General features: G+C 67.6%; 20 protein-coding genes and 1 tRNA gene. 9 read left to right on the top strand and 12 right to left on the bottom strand.

What is annotated here, in order from left to right; all coding sequences use genetic code 11:
• Nucleotides 1-577: 577 nt before the first annotated feature.
• Both HQ308_RS18765 and HQ308_RS18760 read right to left on the bottom strand, forming a co-directional pair.
• On the bottom strand, nucleotides 578-1,060 hold the full coding sequence (locus HQ308_RS18765; protein ID WP_222647486.1) for a Hin recombinase: 483 nt from the start codon (nucleotides 1,058-1,060) through the stop codon (nucleotides 578-580).
• Nucleotides 1,057-1,695, bottom strand: coding sequence for a YoaK family protein (locus HQ308_RS18760; protein WP_027505624.1), 639 nt, complete (start codon nucleotides 1,693-1,695; stop codon nucleotides 1,057-1,059). Before HQ308_RS18760 ends, HQ308_RS18765 begins: the two co-directional genes overlap by 4 nt.
• 40 nt (nucleotides 1,696-1,735) lie before the next feature.
• Here HQ308_RS18760 and HQ308_RS18755 point away from each other — a divergent pair, with 40 nt between their 5' ends.
• Nucleotides 1,736-2,155: a DUF732 domain-containing protein gene (locus tag HQ308_RS18755; protein ID WP_222647485.1), complete on the top strand. Its 420-nt coding sequence runs from the start codon at nucleotides 1,736-1,738 to the stop codon at nucleotides 2,153-2,155.
• Here HQ308_RS18755 and HQ308_RS18750 read toward each other — a convergent pair.
• A complete protein-coding gene (locus tag HQ308_RS18750; protein WP_222647484.1) occupies nucleotides 2,119-3,684 on the bottom strand; it encodes an AMP-binding protein in 1,566 nt (521 codons plus the stop codon). The two genes, HQ308_RS18755 and HQ308_RS18750, sit on opposite strands and share 37 nt — an antisense overlap.
• A 66-nt stretch (nucleotides 3,685-3,750) precedes the next feature.
• On the opposite strand from HQ308_RS18750, the gene HQ308_RS18745 reads away from it, so the two are divergent.
• On the top strand, nucleotides 3,751-4,527 hold the full coding sequence (locus tag HQ308_RS18745; RefSeq protein ID WP_222647483.1) for a LuxR C-terminal-related transcriptional regulator: 777 nt from the start codon (nucleotides 3,751-3,753) through the stop codon (nucleotides 4,525-4,527).
• Here the strand turns inward: HQ308_RS18745 and HQ308_RS18740 are convergent.
• The 4 genes from HQ308_RS18740 to HQ308_RS18725 all read right to left on the bottom strand — a co-directional run bounded on the left by HQ308_RS18740 (nucleotide 4,516) and on the right by HQ308_RS18725 (nucleotide 8,507).
• Complete coding sequence (locus tag HQ308_RS18740) at nucleotides 4,516-5,694, bottom strand: winged helix DNA-binding domain-containing protein (RefSeq protein WP_222647482.1); 1,179 nt, start codon at nucleotides 5,692-5,694, stop codon at nucleotides 4,516-4,518. The genes HQ308_RS18745 and HQ308_RS18740 overlap by 12 nt on opposite strands.
• 189 nt (nucleotides 5,695-5,883) lie before the next feature.
• The gene (locus tag HQ308_RS18735) at nucleotides 5,884-6,132 is read right to left on the bottom strand and encodes a hypothetical protein (protein WP_027505620.1); all 249 of its coding nucleotides are present in this window, start codon (nucleotides 6,130-6,132) and stop codon (nucleotides 5,884-5,886) included.
• A gap of 11 nt (nucleotides 6,133-6,143) precedes the next feature.
• Nucleotides 6,144-7,355, bottom strand: a complete 1,212-nt coding sequence (locus tag HQ308_RS18730) for an acyl-CoA desaturase (RefSeq protein WP_027505619.1) — start codon at nucleotides 7,353-7,355, stop codon at nucleotides 6,144-6,146.
• Between the two features lie 30 nt (nucleotides 7,356-7,385).
• Entirely contained in the window at nucleotides 7,386-8,507 is a 1,122-nt protein-coding gene (locus HQ308_RS18725; RefSeq protein ID WP_222647481.1) for a ferredoxin reductase, read from the bottom strand.
• A 202-nt stretch (nucleotides 8,508-8,709) separates the two neighbouring features.
• Between HQ308_RS18725 and HQ308_RS18720 the strand changes: the two genes are divergently transcribed.
• Both HQ308_RS18720 and HQ308_RS18715 read left to right on the top strand, forming a co-directional pair.
• Entirely contained in the window at nucleotides 8,710-9,387 is a 678-nt protein-coding gene (locus HQ308_RS18720) for a TetR family transcriptional regulator (RefSeq protein ID WP_056446144.1), read from the top strand.
• Between the two features lie 20 nt (nucleotides 9,388-9,407).
• Nucleotides 9,408-10,217 carry an alpha/beta fold hydrolase gene (locus tag HQ308_RS18715; RefSeq protein ID WP_222638473.1) on the top strand — a complete coding sequence of 270 codons (810 nt, stop codon included), beginning with the start codon at nucleotides 9,408-9,410 and terminating at the stop codon, nucleotides 10,215-10,217.
• On the opposite strand, the gene HQ308_RS18710 is transcribed toward HQ308_RS18715, so the two are convergent.
• Nucleotides 10,214-10,810, bottom strand: coding sequence for a GyrI-like domain-containing protein (locus HQ308_RS18710; protein WP_222647480.1), 597 nt, complete (start codon nucleotides 10,808-10,810; stop codon nucleotides 10,214-10,216). The two genes, HQ308_RS18715 and HQ308_RS18710, sit on opposite strands and share 4 nt — an antisense overlap.
• On the bottom strand, nucleotides 10,807-12,138 hold the full coding sequence (locus tag HQ308_RS18705) for an MFS transporter (protein ID WP_235578968.1): 1,332 nt from the start codon (nucleotides 12,136-12,138) through the stop codon (nucleotides 10,807-10,809). Before HQ308_RS18705 ends, HQ308_RS18710 begins: the two co-directional genes overlap by 4 nt.
• A gap of 23 nt (nucleotides 12,139-12,161) precedes the next feature.
• Between HQ308_RS18705 and HQ308_RS18700 the strand changes: the two genes are divergently transcribed.
• Together HQ308_RS18700 and cmrA are read left to right on the top strand one after the other, a co-directional pair.
• The gene (locus tag HQ308_RS18700) at nucleotides 12,162-14,174 is read left to right on the top strand and encodes an NADPH-dependent 2,4-dienoyl-CoA reductase (protein ID WP_222647479.1); all 2,013 of its coding nucleotides are present in this window, start codon (nucleotides 12,162-12,164) and stop codon (nucleotides 14,172-14,174) included.
• Nucleotides 14,175-14,213: 39 nt separating this feature from the next.
• Nucleotides 14,214-15,020 carry a mycolate reductase gene (gene cmrA / locus HQ308_RS18695; protein WP_222638476.1) on the top strand — a complete coding sequence of 269 codons (807 nt, stop codon included), beginning with the start codon at nucleotides 14,214-14,216 and terminating at the stop codon, nucleotides 15,018-15,020.
• A 4-nt stretch (nucleotides 15,021-15,024) separates the two neighbouring features.
• On the opposite strand, the gene HQ308_RS18690 is transcribed toward cmrA, so the two are convergent.
• Nucleotides 15,025-16,599 carry a helicase HerA-like domain-containing protein gene (locus HQ308_RS18690; protein ID WP_222647478.1) on the bottom strand — a complete coding sequence of 525 codons (1,575 nt, stop codon included), beginning with the start codon at nucleotides 16,597-16,599 and terminating at the stop codon, nucleotides 15,025-15,027.
• 123 nt (nucleotides 16,600-16,722) lie between these two features.
• On the opposite strand from HQ308_RS18690, the gene orn reads away from it, so the two are divergent.
• On the top strand, nucleotides 16,723-17,325 hold the full coding sequence (gene orn, locus HQ308_RS18685; protein ID WP_222630093.1) for an oligoribonuclease: 603 nt from the start codon (nucleotides 16,723-16,725) through the stop codon (nucleotides 17,323-17,325).
• 80 nt (nucleotides 17,326-17,405) lie between these two features.
• Nucleotides 17,406-17,478, top strand: a tRNA-His gene (locus HQ308_RS18680).
• A 54-nt stretch (nucleotides 17,479-17,532) separates the two neighbouring features.
• Here HQ308_RS18680 and HQ308_RS18675 read toward each other — a convergent pair.
• Nucleotides 17,533-18,756 (bottom strand): DUF4185 domain-containing protein, encoded by a 1,224-nt coding sequence (locus HQ308_RS18675; protein ID WP_261776299.1) that lies wholly within the window; start codon nucleotides 18,754-18,756, stop codon nucleotides 17,533-17,535.
• Between the two features lie 515 nt (nucleotides 18,757-19,271).
• Between HQ308_RS18675 and HQ308_RS18670 the strand changes: the two genes are divergently transcribed.
• Nucleotides 19,272-20,021 carry a M23 family metallopeptidase gene (locus HQ308_RS18670; protein ID WP_308115821.1) on the top strand — a complete coding sequence of 250 codons (750 nt, stop codon included), beginning with the start codon at nucleotides 19,272-19,274 and terminating at the stop codon, nucleotides 20,019-20,021.
• Between the two features lie 4 nt (nucleotides 20,022-20,025).
• Here the strand turns inward: HQ308_RS18670 and HQ308_RS18665 are convergent, their stop codons facing one another.
• Nucleotides 20,026-21,240 carry an Ig-like domain-containing protein gene (locus tag HQ308_RS18665; RefSeq protein WP_261776298.1) on the bottom strand — a complete coding sequence of 405 codons (1,215 nt, stop codon included), beginning with the start codon at nucleotides 21,238-21,240 and terminating at the stop codon, nucleotides 20,026-20,028.
• Nucleotides 21,241-21,262 lie beyond the last annotated feature (22 nt).

Here is a 21,262-nt window from a genome sequence, read left to right as displayed (position 1 = left end):
TTCGGGGTGAGGGAGGCGTTAGCGTGGGACACGAGGACCTCTCGGTTGTCGGTGCAGTTGTGGTAACCACACCGATACCGGAGGTCCTCACCTATCTGTTGTCGCCACGCCGTCCACAACGTCCCTGACCATTACACGTGCGCGTCCTCGATACGTGGTAGGGCTTACCACAGTGTCGCGCCACCCGCAATCAGTGCGCGCGTGCGTTAGAGCGAACGTCTGAGCAGGAGTTATCTGTGCATCAAGCGTGGCCGAGTTGGCGTGCGAAGACAGGGCTTAGGTCTTCTGCCGGTGCGGTCAGACCGTCTAGACCTACCGATTGCGGACTTCCCCCTAGGTAGCCGCTGTGTCTACGGTCGGAGGGCTGGTCTGACGTGTCGAGAGGCTGACTTCAAGGCAAAGGCGATACTTGTACCGCCGCGCTGTCCATAGGTGCCGCGGCAGGGCCTTGGCTGTTCGATCAGTCATCAGGCCCGATCCTGACCTGCGCCAACTGGCACGAGCAATCGTCACACTGGCGATCGAGATCCAGAAAGAGGACCGCAAGAACAACGACGCCCAGGACAGAGCTGCCTGACTACGTCTCCTCATCTCGGGTTGTCCACCGGTTGAACTTGGGTGGCCGCAGCGTTACACCCGACTTCTTCAGGGCTTTGCCGACGCTGCTGGCCGCGAGGCCGCACTGCCGGCCCAGCTCCACGGTGGATTTCCCTCGCTCGTAGTGCCACGTCAGCTCAGCGAGCAGCTTTGCGTCGATGCGAGCTCGCGAACGAGTCGCCACTCCCCTGCTCGCGAGCAGCCGGGCGACAGTCTGCCGATGGATCCCGAACAACTCGGCGACTTGCGGTGCTGTCTTGCCAGACATGTACTCCGCAACGAGCTGGTCCAGCTCAGGCTCGGACAGCCGACGTTGAGGTCGGTAGTTGTGTTTCTCTACCTTGACCTGCGGTTCTCCGCGGTGCGGTGCGCCTGCAAGTAGCAGGTCCACCTCCCGACACAGCCCGGTCAACGGGGTGTTTTGTCTTGAAAGCGATTCGCGTAGGCGCACCACGGCGCTCATTCGCCCATCGAGAAGACGACGACGGCAGCCACGAGCACCGCGATCAGCGCCACCACGGGTGCGCCGAGTCCGACGATCGCGAAGGCCGCGGCGCCGAGAATCGCTCCGCCCGCGAGCGCCGCCCACATCAACAGCGGGCGGACCCAGGATTCCGAGCTGCGCCCCTGGATCCGAGCGGCGATCGTGCGTGCCATGGTCACGAGCGTCCCGGTCATGTACGTGAGGCTGATGCCGCCGTCCCGCTCGAACACCGCGTTCTCGGCGCCCATCGCTGCCGCCACGATCAGAGCGGACACCAGGGTCGCGCCGCCGCCGAGGTGCACGACGCCGGCCGCCGCCAGCAGTACCGCGACGAGCAGGAGGACGACGGTCTTACGACGCCGGCCGGCGAGGTCGCCGACGAGCGACCCGGTGACGACCCCGCCCACGAACGACACGATCACCACGAGCCCGACGGACGCCGCACCGAGATGTCCCGCAGTGAGTTCGACGGCCGCCCGAGTGGTGTTGCCCGTCATGAAGGAGACGAAGAAGCCGCCGAGAGCGAGGAAGCCGACGGCGTCGACGAAGCCCGCCACAGCGGCGAGACCCAGCGCCACGTGGGCATCGCGGCGGCGGTCGTGGGTGCGCTTCACGCGGTCATTGGATCACCACGAGAGCGGTAACGTCGCACCGGTGACCCGCCGCACCGCTACCCTTCTCCTCCTCGCGACTCTGAGCGTGGCGGGGTGCGGCGGTGACCCGGCGACACCCCCGGCCGACGACCCGGCTCCGGCGACCTCGACGTCCGAGGCGCCCAGCACGCCGTCGGTGGCCGGTCCCTCCGTGCCGACGGGGCCCGACGCCGTCGCCGCGGACGACCTCTTCATCGCAGGGTTGGACAGTGGCGCCATCGAGTACACCGACCCGGAGACGATGAAGATTCTCGGACGCGGCATCTGCGCCGAACTGCAGCAGGGGCAGCCGGTGATCGCCGAGGTGGACGCCGTCACGACGGGCAGCCGCGGCAAATGGGACGAGAGCGCCGCGGGCGCCATCGTCGGTACCGCGATCGGCGCCTACTGCCCCGAGTTCCGAGCGCTGCTGCCCGGCTGACGGCTCCGGCGCAGCAGGAAGCGCTGCACCTTGCCGCTGGGCGTCTTGGGCAGTGCGTCGACGAAGTGCACCGTGCGCGGGTAGGCGTGCGCGGCGAAGTTGGACTTCACCAGCTGCTGCAGCTCGGACTCCAACTCGGCGGTACCCGAGACGCCCTCCGCCAGAACGACGTACGCCTCGATCACCTCTCCGCGGATGTCGTCGGGTTGGCCCACCACCGCCACATCCATGACCGACGGGTGTTCCACGAGAACGCTTTCGACGTCGAAGGGCCCGATCCGGTAGCCGGCCATGATGATGACGTCGTCGTTACGCGCGGAGAAGAAGTAGGAGCCGTTCTCGATGCGTCCGGCATCGCCCGTCAGGTACCAGGACCCGTCGTCGGTGAACCGTTCGGCTGTCTTGTCGGGAGCGTCGACGTATCCGGTGAACCACATCAGCGGGCTGCCCGCCACCTCGAAGCCGATCTGATCCTCGACGACTCCGGCGGTGAAGCCCGGCAACGGCTTTCCCATCGACCCCGGGATCAGCGGCTCACGCACCGCGTCGTGCCAGGCGTTGACGATGACCATTCCGTGCTCGGTCTGGCCATAGTGATCACGCACCGGCACGCCGAGCGCCGACTCCGACCACACCAGAACGTCCGGCGTCAGCGGCTCCCCCGCCGACGACGCCCGTCGCAACGTGATGCCACCGACCGACGGGTCCTTGCTCAGGCTCCGGTACACCGTCGGCGCCGCCGCGAAGTTGGTGACCTCGAACTTCTGCATCACCGCGACCGTGAGCGCGGGGGTGAAGCCGGCATGCAGCATCAGACTGCGACGGCCCATCGCCATCGGGCCGAGAATGGCGTAGTAGAGCCCGTAGGCCCAGCCGGGGTCGGCGGCGTTCCAGAAGACGTCGTCCTCGGACACGTCCAGGCCGTAGGTCATGTAGGCAACGAACGACGCCAGCGCCGACACAGGCACCGGCACGCCCTTCGGCTTCCCCGTCGTGCCGCTGGTGAAGAGCTGGATCATCACACCGTCGCCGCCCACGGCCACCGAGGCCGCCATCGGCTCGTGCTCACGAACCAGAGCGTCGAAGCCCTCCCCCGTCTCGATCACCGTGATGCCCTCGATCGAGTAGAGCTTCTCGCGCTGGTCGGTCTCGGTGATGACGACGCGCGCCTGCGCGGCCTCGACGCGCATCGCGATCGCCGGAGTAGCGAAGGCGGTGAACAGCGGGACGTGCACCGCGCCGAGTCGCCAGAGCCCGAGCAGGGCGACGACCAGTTCGAGCCGCTTGCTCATCAACACTCCCACGCGGTCACCCCGGCCGACGCCCATCTCGGCGAGGCCCGTCGCGAATCGCGCCGACAGCTCGTGCAGCTCGCCGTAGGTGAGGTCGCGCGCCGTGAGATCGCCTTCGATGAAGGTGAACGCGATCGCCGCCGGGTCGTGGTCGTCGCACAGCAGGGCGGCGAGGTCGGCGTCGGCGGATCCGTAGGTCGCCAGCAGGCGTGCGACATCGTCGGTCAAGGTCGTCATGGTGAGAGTGTGGCGCGGAACACTCGCGGCCCGATACCCTCCGAAGAGGGTAGGAAGACGGAGAACATGATCGACACACATTTCGACGCCGCCGTGGACCGGTTGCGCGCCGGTTCGGGCGTCACGCTCGCTTTCGGCGGAGTCATGACCGCGGGACGGCGATTGACACTGCGCCATTTCGCCGGGCAGTCCGTCGGGGCGCTCGACGGTGTCGAACTCGAGGCAGGTCACGGTCTCGGCGGCAAGGTGTTGCAGGTCAATCGCACCGTCGCGCTCGACGACTACATGCGGACTCCGAAGATCAGCCACCGATATGACGCCATCATCTCCGCCGAGGGCCTGCGCGCCATGATCGCCGCCCCCGTCGTCGTCGGGCGGACAGCCGTCGGCGTGCTCTACGGCGCGATGCACACGGCCGGGCACATCGGGGATCGCGTGCTCGACGTGCTGACCCTCGAAGCGGGGGTTCTGGGCCAGGACCTCGCCGTCGACGAGGCGCGGCGCGATGCCGACCGGCTGCGCGAGGACGTCCGTCAGACGTACACGCGGCTGCGGGCAGTCGCGGCACGGTCGGACGCACCCGAGCTCACGTCCGTGCTCGACTCGATGCGCGCCTTCCTGGAACCCGCCGCACCGACACCGTCCGCTCCGCACGTGACGGCCCGCGAACGGGACGTGTTGTCGCTGGTGGCGCTGGGCCGGTCGAACATCGCCATCGCCGAGGAGCTCGGCCTCACCGTGTCCACAGTCAAGAGCTACATGAAGTCGATCATGGCCAAGCTCGACGCGTCGACCAGACACGAAGCCGCGCACGCCGCCCGGCGTGCAGGCCTAGTTCCCTGATCCTGTCCGCAGCGCCTTCTCGAGCGGAGTCGGAAAGGTCGGGGTGATGGACGCGCCGTCGAGATGGGTCTCGAGACGTGCAGCCTCCGCCGCGACCTGCTCCTCGTCGGCCTTCTCGAACAACCGGAACACCACCTCACCGGCGCCGCATACGGCCCAACCGCCGACCACCCGGCCGTTCGACCACACCGTGGGGCCGACGTTGCCGAACGTGTCGAACAGATCCGGTCGGTACTCGTCCGGCAGGAACCATCGCCGATCCTTCCACCCCATCGGCGTCGGATCCAGCGCGGGCAGCAGCGCCACACCCCCGTCGGCACCGCTGATGTCGCCGCTGCGCAGCATGATTCCCCCACCCGACGACAGCTCGACCTCCTCGACGTCGAGAGCGGCGAGGGCTTTGACGGTGTGACCCTTGTTCCATCCGGTCCACCACTGGAGGTCCTCGGGAGTCGCCGGACCGAACGCCTCCAGCCAGGTGCGCGCCAGGCGAACTCGCGCATCCGCCTCCTCGATCGGCGGCACACCGTCGGGCCACCACGCGCTCACCGGTGCCCACGTGTGGTGGCGCGAGGTCCAGTTTCCCCGCGGTTCCACGCGCACGATGCGCCCCTCCGCCGACAGCAACGTCAGCAGCGACGACGTCACGTAGCGACGGACGTCGTACTTCTTGTCCGTGGTCGGGAGGAACGCGGTGCGCAGTTCCGGTACGGCGGTGGACAACTCGGCTCCCGTCGCGGTGCCCGACGCAGCCAGTGCCGCATCGACACCCGACTCGAGATGGTCGAGGAACGCCGGCACGTCATCGATCACCGGGTCGGTGGGCAGGGTCGAGAGTTGCTTCGCCAGACGCGTTCTCAGGGTTCTGGCCACCCCGGCGCTCGAACCGGACTGCACGACGGGCATGAACTGCTTGTCGATGACGAAGAGGGTGCGGCGCATCGCCATGACCCGCACCAGCGAGCGGCGGGTGTACAGAGCGTCGCGCACGTCGTCCAGGGTCGCGGTGGTCGATCGCGCCAGAACCTGCAACGACACGCTCGCCGCATCCGTGGCGTGGAGCGCGACGATGCGCTGGACCACGCCCTCGGGCGTCAGCGACGACCCCAGACCCACGGCATGCCGGTGCACCAGGATCTTGCGCCGCTCCTCGTCCGTCACCTTCATCGGGACAGTGTGACCGACCCCGCCGCCGTGCGCACCCATGCCGGGCGCACATACCCCGCGGCGCAGTTCGCGTGGTGCTCCCCCGATGGGCAGTGCGTGAGACGAACCGCGGTGCGCGAGTCCCAGCCCGGCCCACACGACAACGGCGCCGCACCCGTCATGGGTGCGGCGCCGTCGTGAGGCTCCGGGTCAGCGACCGTTCGACCGTCTGGACGACTCCTCGAAGTCCCCCTCGATCACCTCGAAGGTGCGCGTGTCGGACTGTGCCCGGCGCGACGCTTCCCTCATCTCGATGCCGTCGGTGACGAGGTCACCGATCTCGCGGGTGACGTCGCGGACTGCCGTGGCGATGATGACCGCGATGCGTCCGACGTGGGTCGCCGCGGACTCGGTCAGTTCCTGCACGGTGTCCTTGTTGCGTTCGAACTTGCCGACCATGGCACTACCTCTCAGGCTGCAGCTTTTTCGCGCTCGATGATCACACCGGTCACCTTGTCCACACCGGTGAAACGGTCGGGAAGGGCGAGTCGGAAGATCTTGCCCCACACAGTACCGATCTGATGGAAGAAGCCACCAGTGTTGTACGGAAGGCCGTACTCCTCACAGAGCGCCTTGACCTCGGGTGCGATCTGCGGGTAGCGGTGCGCGGGCAGGTCGGGGAAAAGGTGGTGCTCGATCTGGTGCGAGAGGTTGCCGGACATGATGTGGAACAGGTCCCCACCCTCGATGTTCGCGGAGCCGAGCATCTGACGCACGTACCACTGGCCGCGGGTCTCCTGCGCGGTCTCCTCGACGGTGAACGTCTGCACGCCCGTCGGGAAGTGGCCGCAGAAGATGATCGAGTAGGCCCACACGTTGCGGACGATGTTGGCGGTGAAGTTGCCCACCAGCGTCGGAACGAACATCGGCCCGGTCAGCGCGGGGAAGACGATGTAGTCCTTGAGGACCTGTCGTCCGGCCTTCTTCCACCAGCCCTCGAGCAGGGGCTTGACGTCGTGCCACTTGCGCTTGCCCTGGATGACGTTCTCGGCCTCCAGGTCGTGCATCATGACGCCCCACTCGAAGAAGGTCATGAGCAGGAACGCGTAGATCGGGTTGCCCAGGTAGTACGGGTTCCACTTCTGCGCGCTGTCCATCCGCAGGATGCCGTAACCGATGTCGCGGTCCATGTCGAGGATGTTGGTGTACGTGTGGTGCATGTAGTTGTGCGAGTGGCGCCACTGGTCACCGGGGCAGGTGTTGTCCCACTCGAAGACCTTGGAGTTCAGGCCCGGCTCACGCATCCAGTCGTACTGGCCGTGCATGACGTTGTGACCGATCTCCATGTTGTCGAGGATCTTCGACAGGCTCAGGGCGCTGACGGCGGCGATCCAGGCCGGCGGGAAGAAGCCGAAGTACATCAGTCCGCGACCGGCGACCTCGAGTCCGCGCTGCGCCTTGATGATCTTGAAGATGTAGTCGCGGTCCTCCTGACCCAGATCCGCGACGGTGCGGGCGCGCAGGTCGTCGAGCTTGCGTCCGAGTTCCTCCACGGCTTCGTAGCTCAGGACGACAGGTCCGTCGGTTCCCGGCTCGTCCATCACGTCGACGCCGGACGTCGCGGTGTCGGGCGCCGAGCTGGAACCGATGAACGGGAGAAAGGACAGTGAGAGTCCGAACATGGTGACCTCCTCTTCGAGTATGTGGATGGGTCAGACGTCGATGTCGACGTCGCCCACGGGGACGGAGATGCAGAGCTGGATTTCGTTGTCCGGATCGGAGTCGAGCTCACCGGTCTTGACGTTGCGGGTGCATCCCGACTTCTTGATTGCCGTGCAGGTGAAGCAGATTCCCATCCTGCAGCCGAATTCCGGTGTCAGCCCGGCATTCTCGGCCTGCTCCAGGAGGGTGGCGCCGTCGTTCTCCGCCTCGACGGACGAACCCGAGAACGACACGGTTCCCGAGGCATCCCCGTCGACGACCGGAACTGCGGTGACGAACTCCTCCGAGAACAACGACTCGGAGAGTCCGAGTTCGTCGAACACCGACCTGACACCCTTCATCAACCCGGGCGGCCCGCACAGGAACGTCTGCGCCGAGGCGTGCCAGGGTGCTGCGACGTTCAGATGCTCGGTGTCGAAGAATCCGTGCAGATGACCACCGTTCTGCTGATCGGTGTACGCGTACAGAACGTCCACGTTGTCGTTCTCGGCCGCGATGCGGTCGAGTTCGGCGCGGTAGCAGACGTCGTTCTCCGTGTAGGCGTAGTGCAGGAACGCCACGCGTCCGGTGTACCCCTCGTGCACCAGCGTGCGCAGCATCGACATCACCGGGGTGATGCCGCTTCCACCACTGATCAGCAGAACGTGGTCCGGCCGCGGGCTCGGGAGCTCGAAGGTGCCCGTGGCCGGCGCGAGATTGACCACGAGACCGGGCTTCGCCGAGGCGACCAGGTAATTGGACACGATGCCGTCGGGCTGAGCCTTGACGGTGAGCTCGATCGTGTCGTCGTCGGTTCCGGCGGTACCTGCCGGGGAGTAGCAACGCGTGTGCCGGACGCCGTCGACCACGACACCGATCTGCACGAAGTGGCCGGCGGAGAACCCCTTCCACTGCCACGTGGGGCGCAGCGTCAGCGTGACGGTGTCGGCAGTCTGGTGACGGACGGCCACCACCTCGGCGCGCATGTCGTCGACAGTCATCATGGGGTCGACGAGTTCGAGGTACCGATCGACCGCGTGCGGCGTCGTCAGCGTCTCGAGCAACCGGGGCCGCAACCTGGACAGCAGCGAACTGCGACGGCCGCGCGATGTGGGGGTGGTGGCGATGCTCAAGTCGTCCTCCTCGAATGACGGGCCGGTGACCGGATCACTTCTCCAGTGCACACTCGTTCACTGGAACCGAGTGTGACAGCCCGTACCGGCAACTTTCAAGGCCAATGTGACGACGGACACGTACCGTGAGCAGCAGTGACCCGCCAGGCTCTCGCGCGGCGGAAGTGCACACCCATACACCGATGTCGGTTAATGTCGGGGAATGTCCGAGAATTCCGTAGGTTCCACGACGGCCAGCAGGGCCGAACGCAAGGAACGCACCCGGCGGGCACTCGTGGACGGAACGCTGGACGCCATCGCGGACCGCAGTTTCTCCAGCGTGAGCCTGCGGGAGGTCACGCGCGCGGCAGGAATCGTGCCGACGGCGTTCTACCGCCACTTCGCGTCGATGGAGGACCTCGGAGTCGCGGTCGTCGAGGACAGCATGCGCGTCCTTCGCAAGATCCTGCGCGACGTCCGTCGTCACCCGTCCGCGGACAACGCGCGCGAGTCGCTCGAACTGCTGGTGGGCGAGATCCGCGAACACGACGTCCAGTTCCGCTTCCTCATCCGCGAGCGGTCCGGCGGAGTGGTGGAGGTCCGGCGCGCGATCGAGACCGAGCTGCGAATGATCGTGCACGAGCTCACTCAGGACCTGTCCCGGATCCCCGCCCTGTCGTCGTGGCCCGGCGATGATCTCGAGATGGTCGCCGACCTCATCGTCAACACGATGCTGGCGACGGTGGTGGACCTGGTCGAGGTGACGCCCGCCGGCGCGGCCGAACGCGACATCGTCGAACGCGCGCTGTCCCAGCTGCGCGTGATCATGCTGGGAATGGGCCAGTGGCAGCCTCGGAACGTCCGCGGCGCACGGACGTCGGCAGCCGCCCTCGGAGCGTGAGGACCCGATAGCCTTTCCCCATGCAGATCTCAGTCGGTGACCTGACCTTCGACGCGGACCGCTACGGAACCCCCGGCGACCGCCCGGCCCTTCTCCTGCACGGTTTTCCCGAGACGTCCGCGAGTTGGCGCGACGTGGCGATCCGCATGGCGGACGCGGGCCGCGACGTCGTCGTGCCGAACCAGCGCGGGTACTCCCCCGGTGCCCGTCCGACCGGTACCGACGCTTACCGCATCGACCTGCTGGTCGCCGACGTCATCGGAATGCTCGATGAACTGGGCTTCGCGGCAGTCGATCTCGTGGGGCACGACTGGGGGTCGATCGTCGCCTGGTACGTCGCGGCGCTGCATCCGGATCGCGTGCGCACCCTCACCGCAGTGTCCGTCCCGCACCCGGCCGCCTTCGGATGGGCGATCCGCGAAGACGAGGACCAGAAGAAGCGCAGCGAGTACATGACTCTCTTCCGCCGGCCCGGCAAGGCGGAGGATCTGCTGCTCGAGGACGACGCCCGCCGGTTGATCGCCATGTTCTCCGGTGCCGCCGATCCGACGATCGTCTCGCAGCATCTTCCGGTGGTCGGCCGGCGTGAGACGCTCACCGCCGCGCTGGAGTGGTACCGCGCCATGACGCGCGACTTCGCGGATCTCCCGTCCGTCGAGGTGCCGACCACCTACGTGTGGGGTAACCAGGACACCGCGGTCGGCCGCGCCGCCGCCGAGCGGTGTGCCCAGCACGTCACCGGCCCGTACGAGTTCGTCGAGTTGAGTGTCAGCCACTGGGTGCCCGAGGACGATCCGGACCGACTGGCGGACGAGATCCTCGCGCGTTAGCGCGTGACCGGTTGTCGCAGAATCGTTCTCAGTTTGCCGGCCACCACACGCCGTGGGTCGCCGAGATAGATCTCGTGATGACGTCCCGTCATCCGGAGCGAGTGCGCCGGGACGACGACGTCGTGCATGTGCGCGAGCACCGGCGCCTCGTCGTCGTAGGACCCGACGTGCAGCGTCTGCACGCACAGCCCCTCGTCGAGACGTCTCAGGCGCACGTCGCCTGTCCGCGGGCCCGCCTTCTGTTCGCGGACGGTCTCCAGATGCTCGGCCGTGATCCAGTCGGGAGTCATGATCATCGCGGTCCATCGCCATCGCGACGGGTCCCGCTCGCGGGTGAACGACGCCCAGTCGTCCGCCCACCACAGCGCTTCGAGCGGCATCACCACGTGGTCTCTGCCGAGTTCGCGCTTGCCGAGGAACTTCAGGCCGTACGCGAGCGGATACAGAGACGACACCGCGTCGGTCCAGGCGGTCGTGTTCGGATCACCGTCCCCGTCGACCGTGAGGTACTGCAGGGGCGGCACCTCGACCACGTCGAACACCCCGAGTCGAGCGCTGTACGTCGCGATCTCCTTCTTGTGGTCGACCTTCACGCCGCCGCGTCCCTCCCCCGATCACCCTCGGGTGCCGCGACGCGGAGCAGGGCCAGTAGCCCGGCCGCCAGCACCAGCACGATGCCGATGATGCCGGCCCGATCCGCGTCGAAGAGGAAGACGAAGAGTCCGAAGAGGCTCGGAGCGAGGAACGAGACCGCGCGTCCCGTCGTGGCGTAGAGGCCGAACATCTGGCCTTCCCGGCCGGGCGGGACTATGCGGGTCAGGAAGGTGCGCGACGCCGACTGCGCGGGTCCGACGAACAGGCACAGGATCAGTCCGAAGATCCAGAACATCAGGGGACCCGAGACGGCGAGCAGGACCAGCCCGGCGACGATCATCGACACGAGCGAGACGACGATGACGAGCTTGGGCCCCAGCACGTCGTCGACACGCCCCGCGACGACGGCGCCGAGTGCGGCGACGACGTTGGCGGCGACCCCGAAGAGCAGCACGTCGGCACTGGAGATGCCGTACACGGTGACGGCCAACACCGCTCCGAAGGTGAAGACCCCGGCCAGACCGTCACGGAACAGAGCGCTCGCGACGAGGAACCACACGGTGCGGCGGTCGGTGCGCCACAGCTCGGACACGTCGCGCCACAGCACGCGGTACGACTCGAGGTAGCCGGCTCGCGCGGCCGCCGCCTCGGGGTCGGTGACGGGGAGTTCGGGAACCGCGAAGAGCACGGGAAGCGAGAACACGAGGAACCACACCGCCGCGAGCAGCGCCACGAGCCGGATGTTGAGGCCGTCCTCGGTGGTGATGCCCAGCAGGCCCCGCTCGTCGCCGTCGCCGGCGATGAACCCGAAGTAGCACATCAGCAGCAGGACGATGCCGCCGAAATAGCCCATCGCCCAGCCGAATCCGGACACCCGACCCAGATTGTCGGGCGTCGAGACCTGACGCAGCATCGCGGTGTAGGGCACCTGCGCCACCTCGAAGAGCACCGAGGCGACGGACAGCAGGATCAGGCCCAGCCACAGGTAGTGGTAGTCGTCCTTCACGAAGAACAGTGCCGCCATGCACACGACGGTCGCGGTCGACAGTACGAAGAGGAGCCGTTTGCGGCGACCTCTGGCATCGCTGCGCTGACCGGAGACGGGAGCCAGGACCGCGACCAGAACTCCGGCGATGCCGAGCGACCACCCCAACCACGACGTGGCGGACACTCCGCCGGGCAGATCGGCACCCACCGAGTCGGTCAGGTACACCGAGAACACGAACGTGAGGATCACGGCCTGGAAGGCGGCGCCGCCCCAGTCCCAGAAACCCCACGCCAGCACCTGCTTCTTCGTCACGACACCGGGCGCGCCCACGACCACCATGTCTCGCAGCATAGGGTGCCGAGATGACCGACTTCCCTGTTCTGCTGTCGCCGATCACGGTCGGTCGTACGACGTTGCCCAACCGAGTGATGATGGGCTCGATCCACACTGGACTCGAGGATCGGGCGAAGGACGTAGAGAAGCTCGCCGCGTACTTCGCCGAGCGCGCCCGAGGTGGTGTGGGACTCGTCGTCACCGGGGGCTACTCCCCCAATCGCACCGGCTGGCTGCTTCCGTTCGCGGCCAAGTTGACCAACCGTCTCGAGGCCCGTCGCCACCGACGCGTGACCGATGCCGTGCACCGCGAGGGTGGTCGGATCGTGCTGCAGATCCTGCACGCGGGCCGCTACTCCTACCATCCGCTCTCCGTGAGTGCGTCGGGTGGGAAGTCGCCGATCACCCCGTTCCGCGCCCGCGGCCTCACCGATCGGGGCGTGGAACGGCAGATCAGCCACTACGTCCGGTGCGCGCGCCTGGCGCAGCGCGCAGGCTACGACGGCGTCGAGATCATGGGCGGCGAGGGCTACTTCCTCAACCAGTTCCTCGCACCGAGGACGAACCGTCGCACCGATCGATGGGGCGGGTCCGCCGAGAACCGGCGCCGCCTTCCGGTGGAGATCGTGCGTCGCATCAGAGCAGCGGTCGGACCGGACTTCCTGCTCTCGTTCCGGATCTCGCTGGCCGATCTGGTCGAGAACGGTCAGACGTGGGACGAGATCGTGGCACTCTCCACCGAACTCGAAGGAGCCGGGATCGATCTGTTCGACTCCGACTTCGGCTGGCACGAGTCGCGCGTGCCCACCATCGTGACGTCCGTACCGAGGGCCGCGTTCATCGACTTCACCCGCCGCCTCACCGAGGTGGTGACGGTGCCGGTGGCGGCGGCGAACCGGATCAACATGCCTGAGGTCGCCGAACGCCTGCTCGCCGACGGCAGCGCGCACCTGGTGTCGCTGGCCCGCCCGATGCTGGCGGATCCCGACTGGCTGCTCAAGGCGAGGAACGGCCGACGGGACGAGATCAACACGTGCATCGCCTGCAACCAGGCCTGTCTCGACCACGTCTTCGTCCACCGCAAGGCGTCCTGCCTGCTCAATCCGCGGGCCGGGCGGGAGACCGAACTCGTGCTGTCCCCGACTCGCTCCGCGAGAACGGTCGCCGTCGTCGGCGCCGGCCCGGCGGGACTCGCCACCGCGGTCGCACTGGGGCAGCGTGGTCATCGCGTCACCCTCTTCGAGGCGCGCGACGAGATCGGCGGCCAGTTCGCGATCGCGCAGCGCATCCCCGGCAAGGAGGAGTTCGCCGAGACGGTCCGCTACTTCACCCACGCACTCGCCGCAGCGACGGTCGACGTTCGGCTCGGCACGACGGCCGGCGCCGCGGACCTCGTGCACTTCGATCGCGTCGTCCTGGCCACGGGTGTGGTGCCGCGCATCCCGTCCATTCCCGGCATCGATCACCCCAGCGTCGTCACGTACGCCGAGGCGGTGCTCGGCCACCGCGACGTCGGCAGGCGCGTGGCCGTCATCGGGGCCGGCGGCATCGGTGTCGACGTCTGCGAGTTCCTCACCACGGAACACTCCTCGACTCTGGACACCGCGGAGTGGCGCCAGGAATGGGGAGTCACTGACGATCCGGCGGCCGCGGGTGCCGTGGCCACCGCCGTCGCTCCCCCCGCGGCTCGCGAGGTGTACCTGCTGCAGCGGACGGCGGGACGGATCGGGACGCGACTCGGCAAGACCAGCGGCTGGGTGCATCGCGCTGCCCTGCGAAACAGGAACGTGACGCAGTTGTCGGGGGTGCGGTACGACCGGATCGACGACGACGGACTTCACATCACCGTCGACGGACGGACACGCGCACTGGAGGTCGACACGATTGTCGTGTGCGCCGGTCAGGAGTCGGTGCGCGATCTTCTGGACGATCTCACAGCTGCGGGAACGGTGGTCGACGTCATCGGCGGCGCCGACGTGGCGGCGGAGGTGGACGCGAAGCGGGCGATCGAACAAGGGACCCGCCTCGCGGCCGCCCTCTGACGTCGCGTGCTCCGAAGGGTCACGCTAGCCTCGGTGACCGTGAGCCTCCCCGCACCCACCGCAGAGTCCCGTGCCGTCGTCACCGGAGCGTCGTCCGGCATCGGAGAAGCACTCGCCACCGAACTCGCTGCCCGTGGTCATTCGCTGATCGTCGTCGCCCGTCGAGGCGAGTTGCTCGAGGCGTTGGCGGCGAAGCTGACCGCCGCGCACGGCGTCACCGTCGAGGTCCGCGTGAACGATCTGTCCGATCCCGTTCAACGCCAGACCCTGGCGGACGAACTGGCCGGCCGCGACATCTCGGTGCTCTGCAACAACGCCGGCATCGCCACCTTCGGTCCGGTGTCGGCGCTGGATCCCGCCTATGAGCGCGCCCAGGTGCAGCTCAATGCTGTTGCGGTGCACGATCTCACGCTGGCGGTCCTGCCCGGCATGATCGAGCGCGGCGCCGGCGGCATCCTCGTCACCGGCTCGGCCGCAGGCAACATGGCCATCCCCAACAATGCGACCTACGCCGCCACCAAGGCGTTCGTGAACACGTTCTCCGAGTCGTTGCGATCGGAGCTCGCCGGCACCGGCGTGCACTGCACGCTCCTCGCACCTGGCCCGGTCCGCACCGAGACGCCCGATCCCGCGGACGCCTCCATCGTCGACAAGCTGGTGCCGGACTTCCTGTGGATCGACAGCGCGTACACGGCACGGCTGTCTCTCGACGGGCTCGAGAAGAACAAGATGCGCATCGTTCCCGGAATCCTCAGCAAGGGCATGTCCGTTGCGGGCCAGTACAGTCCGCGCTCGATCAGCGCTCCGATCATCGGCAGCTTCTACAAGAAGCTCGGCGGTTCCTGACCTTCTACCTCCGACGGCGGCGTCCGGTCCCGAAGATGCTCCGTGAGATCTCGCGACCGGCCGCACTGGCTGCCGACCGCAGGAAGCTCTTCACGGCGGGGTTGGCCATGATGCGTTCTGCGGCCGACGGCCCTTCCGGCTCCGGCGCGGGCAGCGGCGGCAGGTCGTAGGTCTGCGGCAGCGGCGGGAACTCCGGCTGCTGCGGCGTCGGTTCGGGGGCCATCCGTGCGTTCAGCAACTCGTACGCGGACTCGCCGTCGACGGTGGTGCCGTACGTCGCGTACAACGGACTGGCGGTCGCGGCGGCCGTGATCGCGTCCGTTCCGATGGTGTCCATCAGCGACTGCGGCGGACGAATCCTGGTCCAGGCCACGGGAGTCGGCGCGCCCCGCTCGGACAGCACCGTGACGATCGCCTCGACGGTCCCGAGGGTGGTGAGTGCCTCCTCCAGGTCGTAGTCCGCACTCTTGGGATACGTCCGTACCGTCTTGGTCAGCGCCTTCTGGTCGTCCGGGGTGAAGGCGCGCAGCGCGTGCTGCACCCGCGCGCCGAGCTGGGAGAGCACCGGCCCGGGAACGTCCGACGGCAGCTGCGTGCAGAAGAAGATGCCGACACCCTTGGAGCGGATCAGTTTCACGGTCTGCTCGACCTGCTGGAGGAAGGCCTTCGACGCGTCGGCGAAGAGCAGATGTGCCTCGTCGAACACGAACACCAGTTTCGGTGCGTCGAGGTCCCCCTCCTCCGGCAGGGTCTGGAAGAGATCGGCCAGCACCCACATCAGGAACGTGGAGAACATGACGGGACGCGCTGCGAGAGCGCCGAGTTCGAAGAGGGTGACGATGCCGCGTCCGTCCGGTGCGGTGCGGATCAGGTCCTCCGTCCGCATCTCCGGCTCACCGAAGAACGTGTCGCCGCCGTCGGCCTCCAGGTTCACCAGTGCCCGCAGGATGACACCGGCGGTGGACGACGAGACGCCGCCGATGCCCTTCAGGTCGGCCTTGCCCTCGTCGCTCGTGAGGTGCGTGATGACGGCACGCAGATCCTTCAGATCGAGCAGCGCGAGCCCCTGCGTGTCCGCCCAGTGGAAGATCAGTCCGAGGGTCGACTCCTGAGTCGCGTTGAGCTGCAACACCTTGCTGAGCAGGATCGGGCCGAACGCCGTGATGGTCGCGCGTACCGGCACCGCGCCACCCTCGGTACCGAGGGAGAGGAACTCGACCGGGAATCCCGTGGGCGCCCACCCGTCCGCGCCGGTCTCGCCGGCCCGGCCGCGCAGGCCGTCCGAGTCGGCGCCCGGAGCGGACAGTCCCGAGAGGTCGCCCTTGACGTCGGCCAGCACCACCGGAACACCGGCCGCGGAGAGCTGTTCGGCGATCACCTGCACGGTCTTCGTCTTGCCGGTTCCCGTGGCGCCGGCCACGAGGCCGTGACGGTTGACCATCTTCAGCGGTAACCGGACCCGTGCGGTCGGATCCGCGACGCCGTCCAGCACCACACTGCCGAGTTCGATGGCGGGACCTTCCGTGGCGTACCCCGCTGCGATCGCGGCCGCGCGGCCACCCTCCGTCGGTTCCGTCATCGTCACTCGTGCTCCCGTTCTCGTGTCGCCGGCGGTACGGGCTGAACTCTATCGCCGGTACCGACACGTGCGGGTCTACTGTGGCAGCGGTACCGATGGACACGACGGATACCGAGGATGTGCGTGAACGACAAACTGGTGTGGATCGACTGCGAGATGACGGGCCTCGAGCTGGGCTCGGACAAGCTCATCGAGATCGCGGCCCTGGTCACCGACAGCGACCTCAACGTTCTCGGCGACGGCGTGGACATCGTGATCCACTGCGACGACGACGCACTGGCCTCGATGCCGGACGTGGTCACCGAGATGCACGCCAAGTCGGGGCTCACCGAGGAGGTCCGCGCGTCGACGGTCACGATGGAGCAGGCGCAGGAGAAGGTGCTCGAGTACATCCGGCAGCACGTTCCCGCCGGCACCGCGCCGCTCGCCGGCAACTCGATCGGCACCGACCGCGGCTTCATCGCGCGGGACATGCCGGAACTGAACGACTACCTGCACTACCGGATGATCGACGTCAGCTCCATCAAGGAGTTGTGCCGCCGGTGGTACCCACGCATCTACTTCGGTCAGCCTCCCAAGGGCCTCGCGCACCGGGCACTCGCGGACATCGAGGAGTCGATCCGGGAGCTGAAGTACTACCGGCAGACGGCCTTCGTGGCGGCTCCGGGACCGACCACCGAGGAGATCGGCGCCGTCGTGACGACGCTGACCGGTGGCGACGCGTGACACAGGGAACCGATTGGCTTCCCGCGTATCGGTCACGCTAGTATCGAACGCGCTGCATCGCCGCAGGGTGTGCAGCAATGGTGGGCGTAGTTCAGTTGGTAGAGCACCAGGTTGTGATCCTGGCTGTCGCGGGTTCGAGTCCCGTCGTCCACCCCGAACACGAAGGCCCCCGACTCGCGAGTCGGGGGCCTTCGTCGTGCGTGGGGCTCAGCGGGGCAGCGCGTCGAGGTCCGTCCGCATGAGGATGACGTTGTAGGACGAGTACTGCGACGCCGTGAAGTACAGCGAGTCACCGGCCGACCTCGGGTGGATGTAGGGCGCGTAGAGGCCACCGCCCGGGTAGTTGCCGATGTCGTTGTTCACCACCAGCGCGGTGGGAGCGCTCCACGGCCCCTCGGGCGCCGACGCGGTCCGCGCCATGATGCGGCCCTCGACGTCGTTGCCGTACAGCATGATGTAGCGACCGAGATACGCATTCCACGCGACGGACATCTCCCCGACCGGCTGGCCGACCACAGGAGCGGCGGCGGCCAGGTCGGAGGTCCAGGACCCACCGTTCCAGTACTCGTACCGGGTGAGGTCCAGCATCGCGTCGGGTGCGACGCGGGCCAGGTAGGCCGCACCGAGACGGCCGTTCGGTGTCCCGTACTGGTACACGAACCCGTCCTGGCCGCGGACGAACGCCGCCTGCTGGAAGCGGGCGTCCAACTGCTCCGTACCGGGGACGGTCACGCCGCTGTTGAACCGGATGGTGGCGGGCTCGGGGAACCACGTCTGCCCGTTGTCGCGCGACGTCGCGATTCCCGCGTAGTTCGTCGACCACACCGAGCCGCTCCACTCGCGGACCGACATGAAGTGCAGATACTGCACGCCGTTCACGGCGATCGCCGACGTGGGAACGATCGTGTACTCGACAGGTGAGAGCCCGAGAGCCGAGAGCAGTTGGGTCGCGAATCGCGGATCGTTCCCGGCCACCACCGCACCGGAGTTCACGTCACCGGGCACACCGTCGGCGAACGTGATGCCGTCCGACAGGTCGGTGTCGTTGCTGCGCAACAGAACATTGTGCCGCCACTGCCCGCCCGGGACCGCGCAGTTCCCGAAGGTGTCGCCGAACGCCATGAGGGTCTGACCGGCTCCGTTGTCCCAACTGATGCCGAGATCGGTCCCCGAGATTCCGAAACGATCGAACGTCCGGTTCACACTCTCCTGACCGGTCACCCACCCCACGGTGGATGTCGACGGCCCGTTGTAGGCGGGCACCGGACCCTGCCGTCCCGCAGGTGGCTGACCGGGAAAACCTGTTCCGTCGATTCCGGTACCGGGAAGTCCTCCACACGGTTCGGCCGCCGCCACGGGCGCGAGCACCAGGCTCACTCCCCCCACCAGTGCCAGTGCCAGCGCAGCCGCCATCGCCCGTTGTCGTCGCATACAGAACATCCCCCACAGTCGCGCCACACGCGGCAGTAACCCGCCCCCGAACGCAAGGTACCAGTCCGGACACGGTCCGATCTCCGCACCGGGACGGCCCCACCGCCGAATTACACGTATGTGTTTTCGCAGGTAGGCCGGCACAACCGAATTACGTTGGTGTAATTGAGCATTCGTGTTACCGAGCGATACTGCTGTCCCGTAGAGTGACCCGTGGCGCTCTTGGGGAAGGTGCGCCGTGTGTTACTCGTGTTGTTCGCTCGACGGACGTGAATGCCAAGGGAAGGGCATTCGACTTCGCCGAGCGGTGCGCCGTGGGCGACTGCTCGTCCGGTACCGGTCGGTGAGACCGGTACGGGTCAGAGGGACGTCGACGGCCGTACCGCCGTGGACAGCGCAGCAGCGACGGGACTCCTCCCCCGGGTCGGCGCCGACCGAATGGCGACGCCCGTGGGCGCATACGGAGGTAGCTCGTGCACCGAACATCACACTCGAACACCGCATCACAGGACGCCGTGGACGCATCGCCGTCACCGGTGCGCCGCCGTGGTCGCTGGGGATCAGCCGCCATGGTGGGCGTCGCGGCCACCGGAGCTCTGCTCTTCGCCGGGACACCCACGGCCGCAGCAGCACCCGCGCTTCCGCCGCTCCCCGCTCTGCCCGCGTTCCAGATTCCCGGTGTTCCGCTGAGCGCCAAGCAGCAGGCGGCGATCCTCGCCGCCGTCTTCGACGCGACGGGCGTGCTGGTGCAGGAGGTCGCGGGGCTCGTTCTCGGCGACGTCACCCTCACCCCGGTGACTCCCGACGCCGCGCCGGACGCCACGTCGCCCTTCCAGGCGGCCCCGCTGGGCGTCGGCGGATCACGACTCCCCTTGACGCCCGGCACCTTCGAGGTCACGTCCGGTTACGGCGGGCGCAACAACCCGACCGGCGGCGGACGGCAGAACCACGAGGGCATCGACCTCGGAGCCGCGCAGGGCACCACGATCTACGCGGTCACCGGCGGCACCGTCACGCAGGCCGGTGACGCGGGCGACGGGTACGGCAACCTGGTGAAGATCCAGAAGGGCGACACGGAGGTCCTCTACGGACACCAGAGTCGCATCGATGTCGCCGTGGGTGACACCATCGCTCCCGGTCAGGCCATCGGCGCGGTCGGCAGTACCGGCGACTCCAACGGCCCGCACCTGCACTTCGAGGTGCGACGCGGCGGCGAGGCCGTGGACCCGGTCGGTTACCTCACCGCTCTGGGCCTGAAGGTCTAGCGGCTCAGACGGACTGGGCGTTGCCGGCTTTCCACTCGTCCCACGGGATGTTCCAGTCGCCCAGTCCGTCGGTACCCGACAGTGTTCCACCCACGGTGTTCTTCACGACGGTGATGTCACCACGCTTGGTGTTGTCGTAGACCCACTTCGCGTTCGACGGGCTCAGGTTCAGGCAACCATGGCTGACGTTCGAATAGCCCTGTGATCCGACGGACCACGGCGCCGAGTGGAAGAAGATGCCGCTGTACGACATTCGCGTCGCCCAGTCGACCGGAGTGCGGTAGCCCTGCGCGGAGTCCACGGCGACGCCGTAAGTCGACGAGTCCATGACCATGGACGCGAACTTGTCACCGATGATGTAGACCCCGTTGTCGGTGGGCGAGCTGTCCTTGCCCATCGACGTCGGCATGGTCTTGACGTCGACTCCGTTGACGGAGAACGTCACCTGCTTGGTGGCGTCGTCCGCGGTGGCGATGACGGCGTCACCGATCGAGAAGGACGACGACGCGTTCTCCTGGCCGAAGAGTCCCTCGCCGAGGTCGCGACCGAAGACGTCCACCGTCACGGTGACGCGAGTGCCGGGAGCCCAGTAGTTCTGCGGGCGCCACCGCACCTCTTTCTGGTTGACCCAGTAGAAGGCACCCTCGACCGGCGGGTCCGTCACGACGGTGATCGCGTTCTGCGCGGCGATCTTGTCGGGGATCGGCTCGTCGAACTGCACGGCGACCGGTTGGCCGATGCCCACGATCTCGTTCTCGGACGGCAGCAGGTACGGCTTGGTGACGTTGTCCGGCGAACTGGTGGTGAAGGACGAGACGGACGACGCCTCACCGCCCAGACCGTAGGCCCGCGTACGCAACGTGTAGGTGCCGTTGTAGTCGAGCACCTCGCTGTTCGTCCAGGACGACCGATCCTCGGACAGTGCTCCGGGGACAGGGGTGCCGGCGTCGTCGGTGAGCGTCACCTCGGACAGGGTGCCGTCCGCCACGGTCACCGCGACCGGAGCACTCGGGGAGAATCCGACGGACGCGTCGGGCGCCGGCAACGACACCTTCGGCTTCATGAGCTCCGACAGCGGGTTGGAGTCGATCGGTGCGGGAGCCGCCGTCGGTGACTGACCCGCCCCCGCCGTGCACCCGGCCGCGGAGAGTGCCAGCACCGTCATCGCGGCCACCAGAGTCGAGCGCCCACGACGGGTCCTACCCCACGACATCGTCATTCTCTCGACTCCACTCACCTGC

It is taken from the genome of Rhodococcus sp. BP-241 (assembly GCF_019836145.1).
GTDB lineage: Bacteria > Actinomycetota > Actinomycetes > Mycobacteriales > Mycobacteriaceae > Rhodococcoides.
Note: the sequence above shows the minus strand (reverse complement) of the source record. Positions and strands in the feature narration are given on the sequence as shown.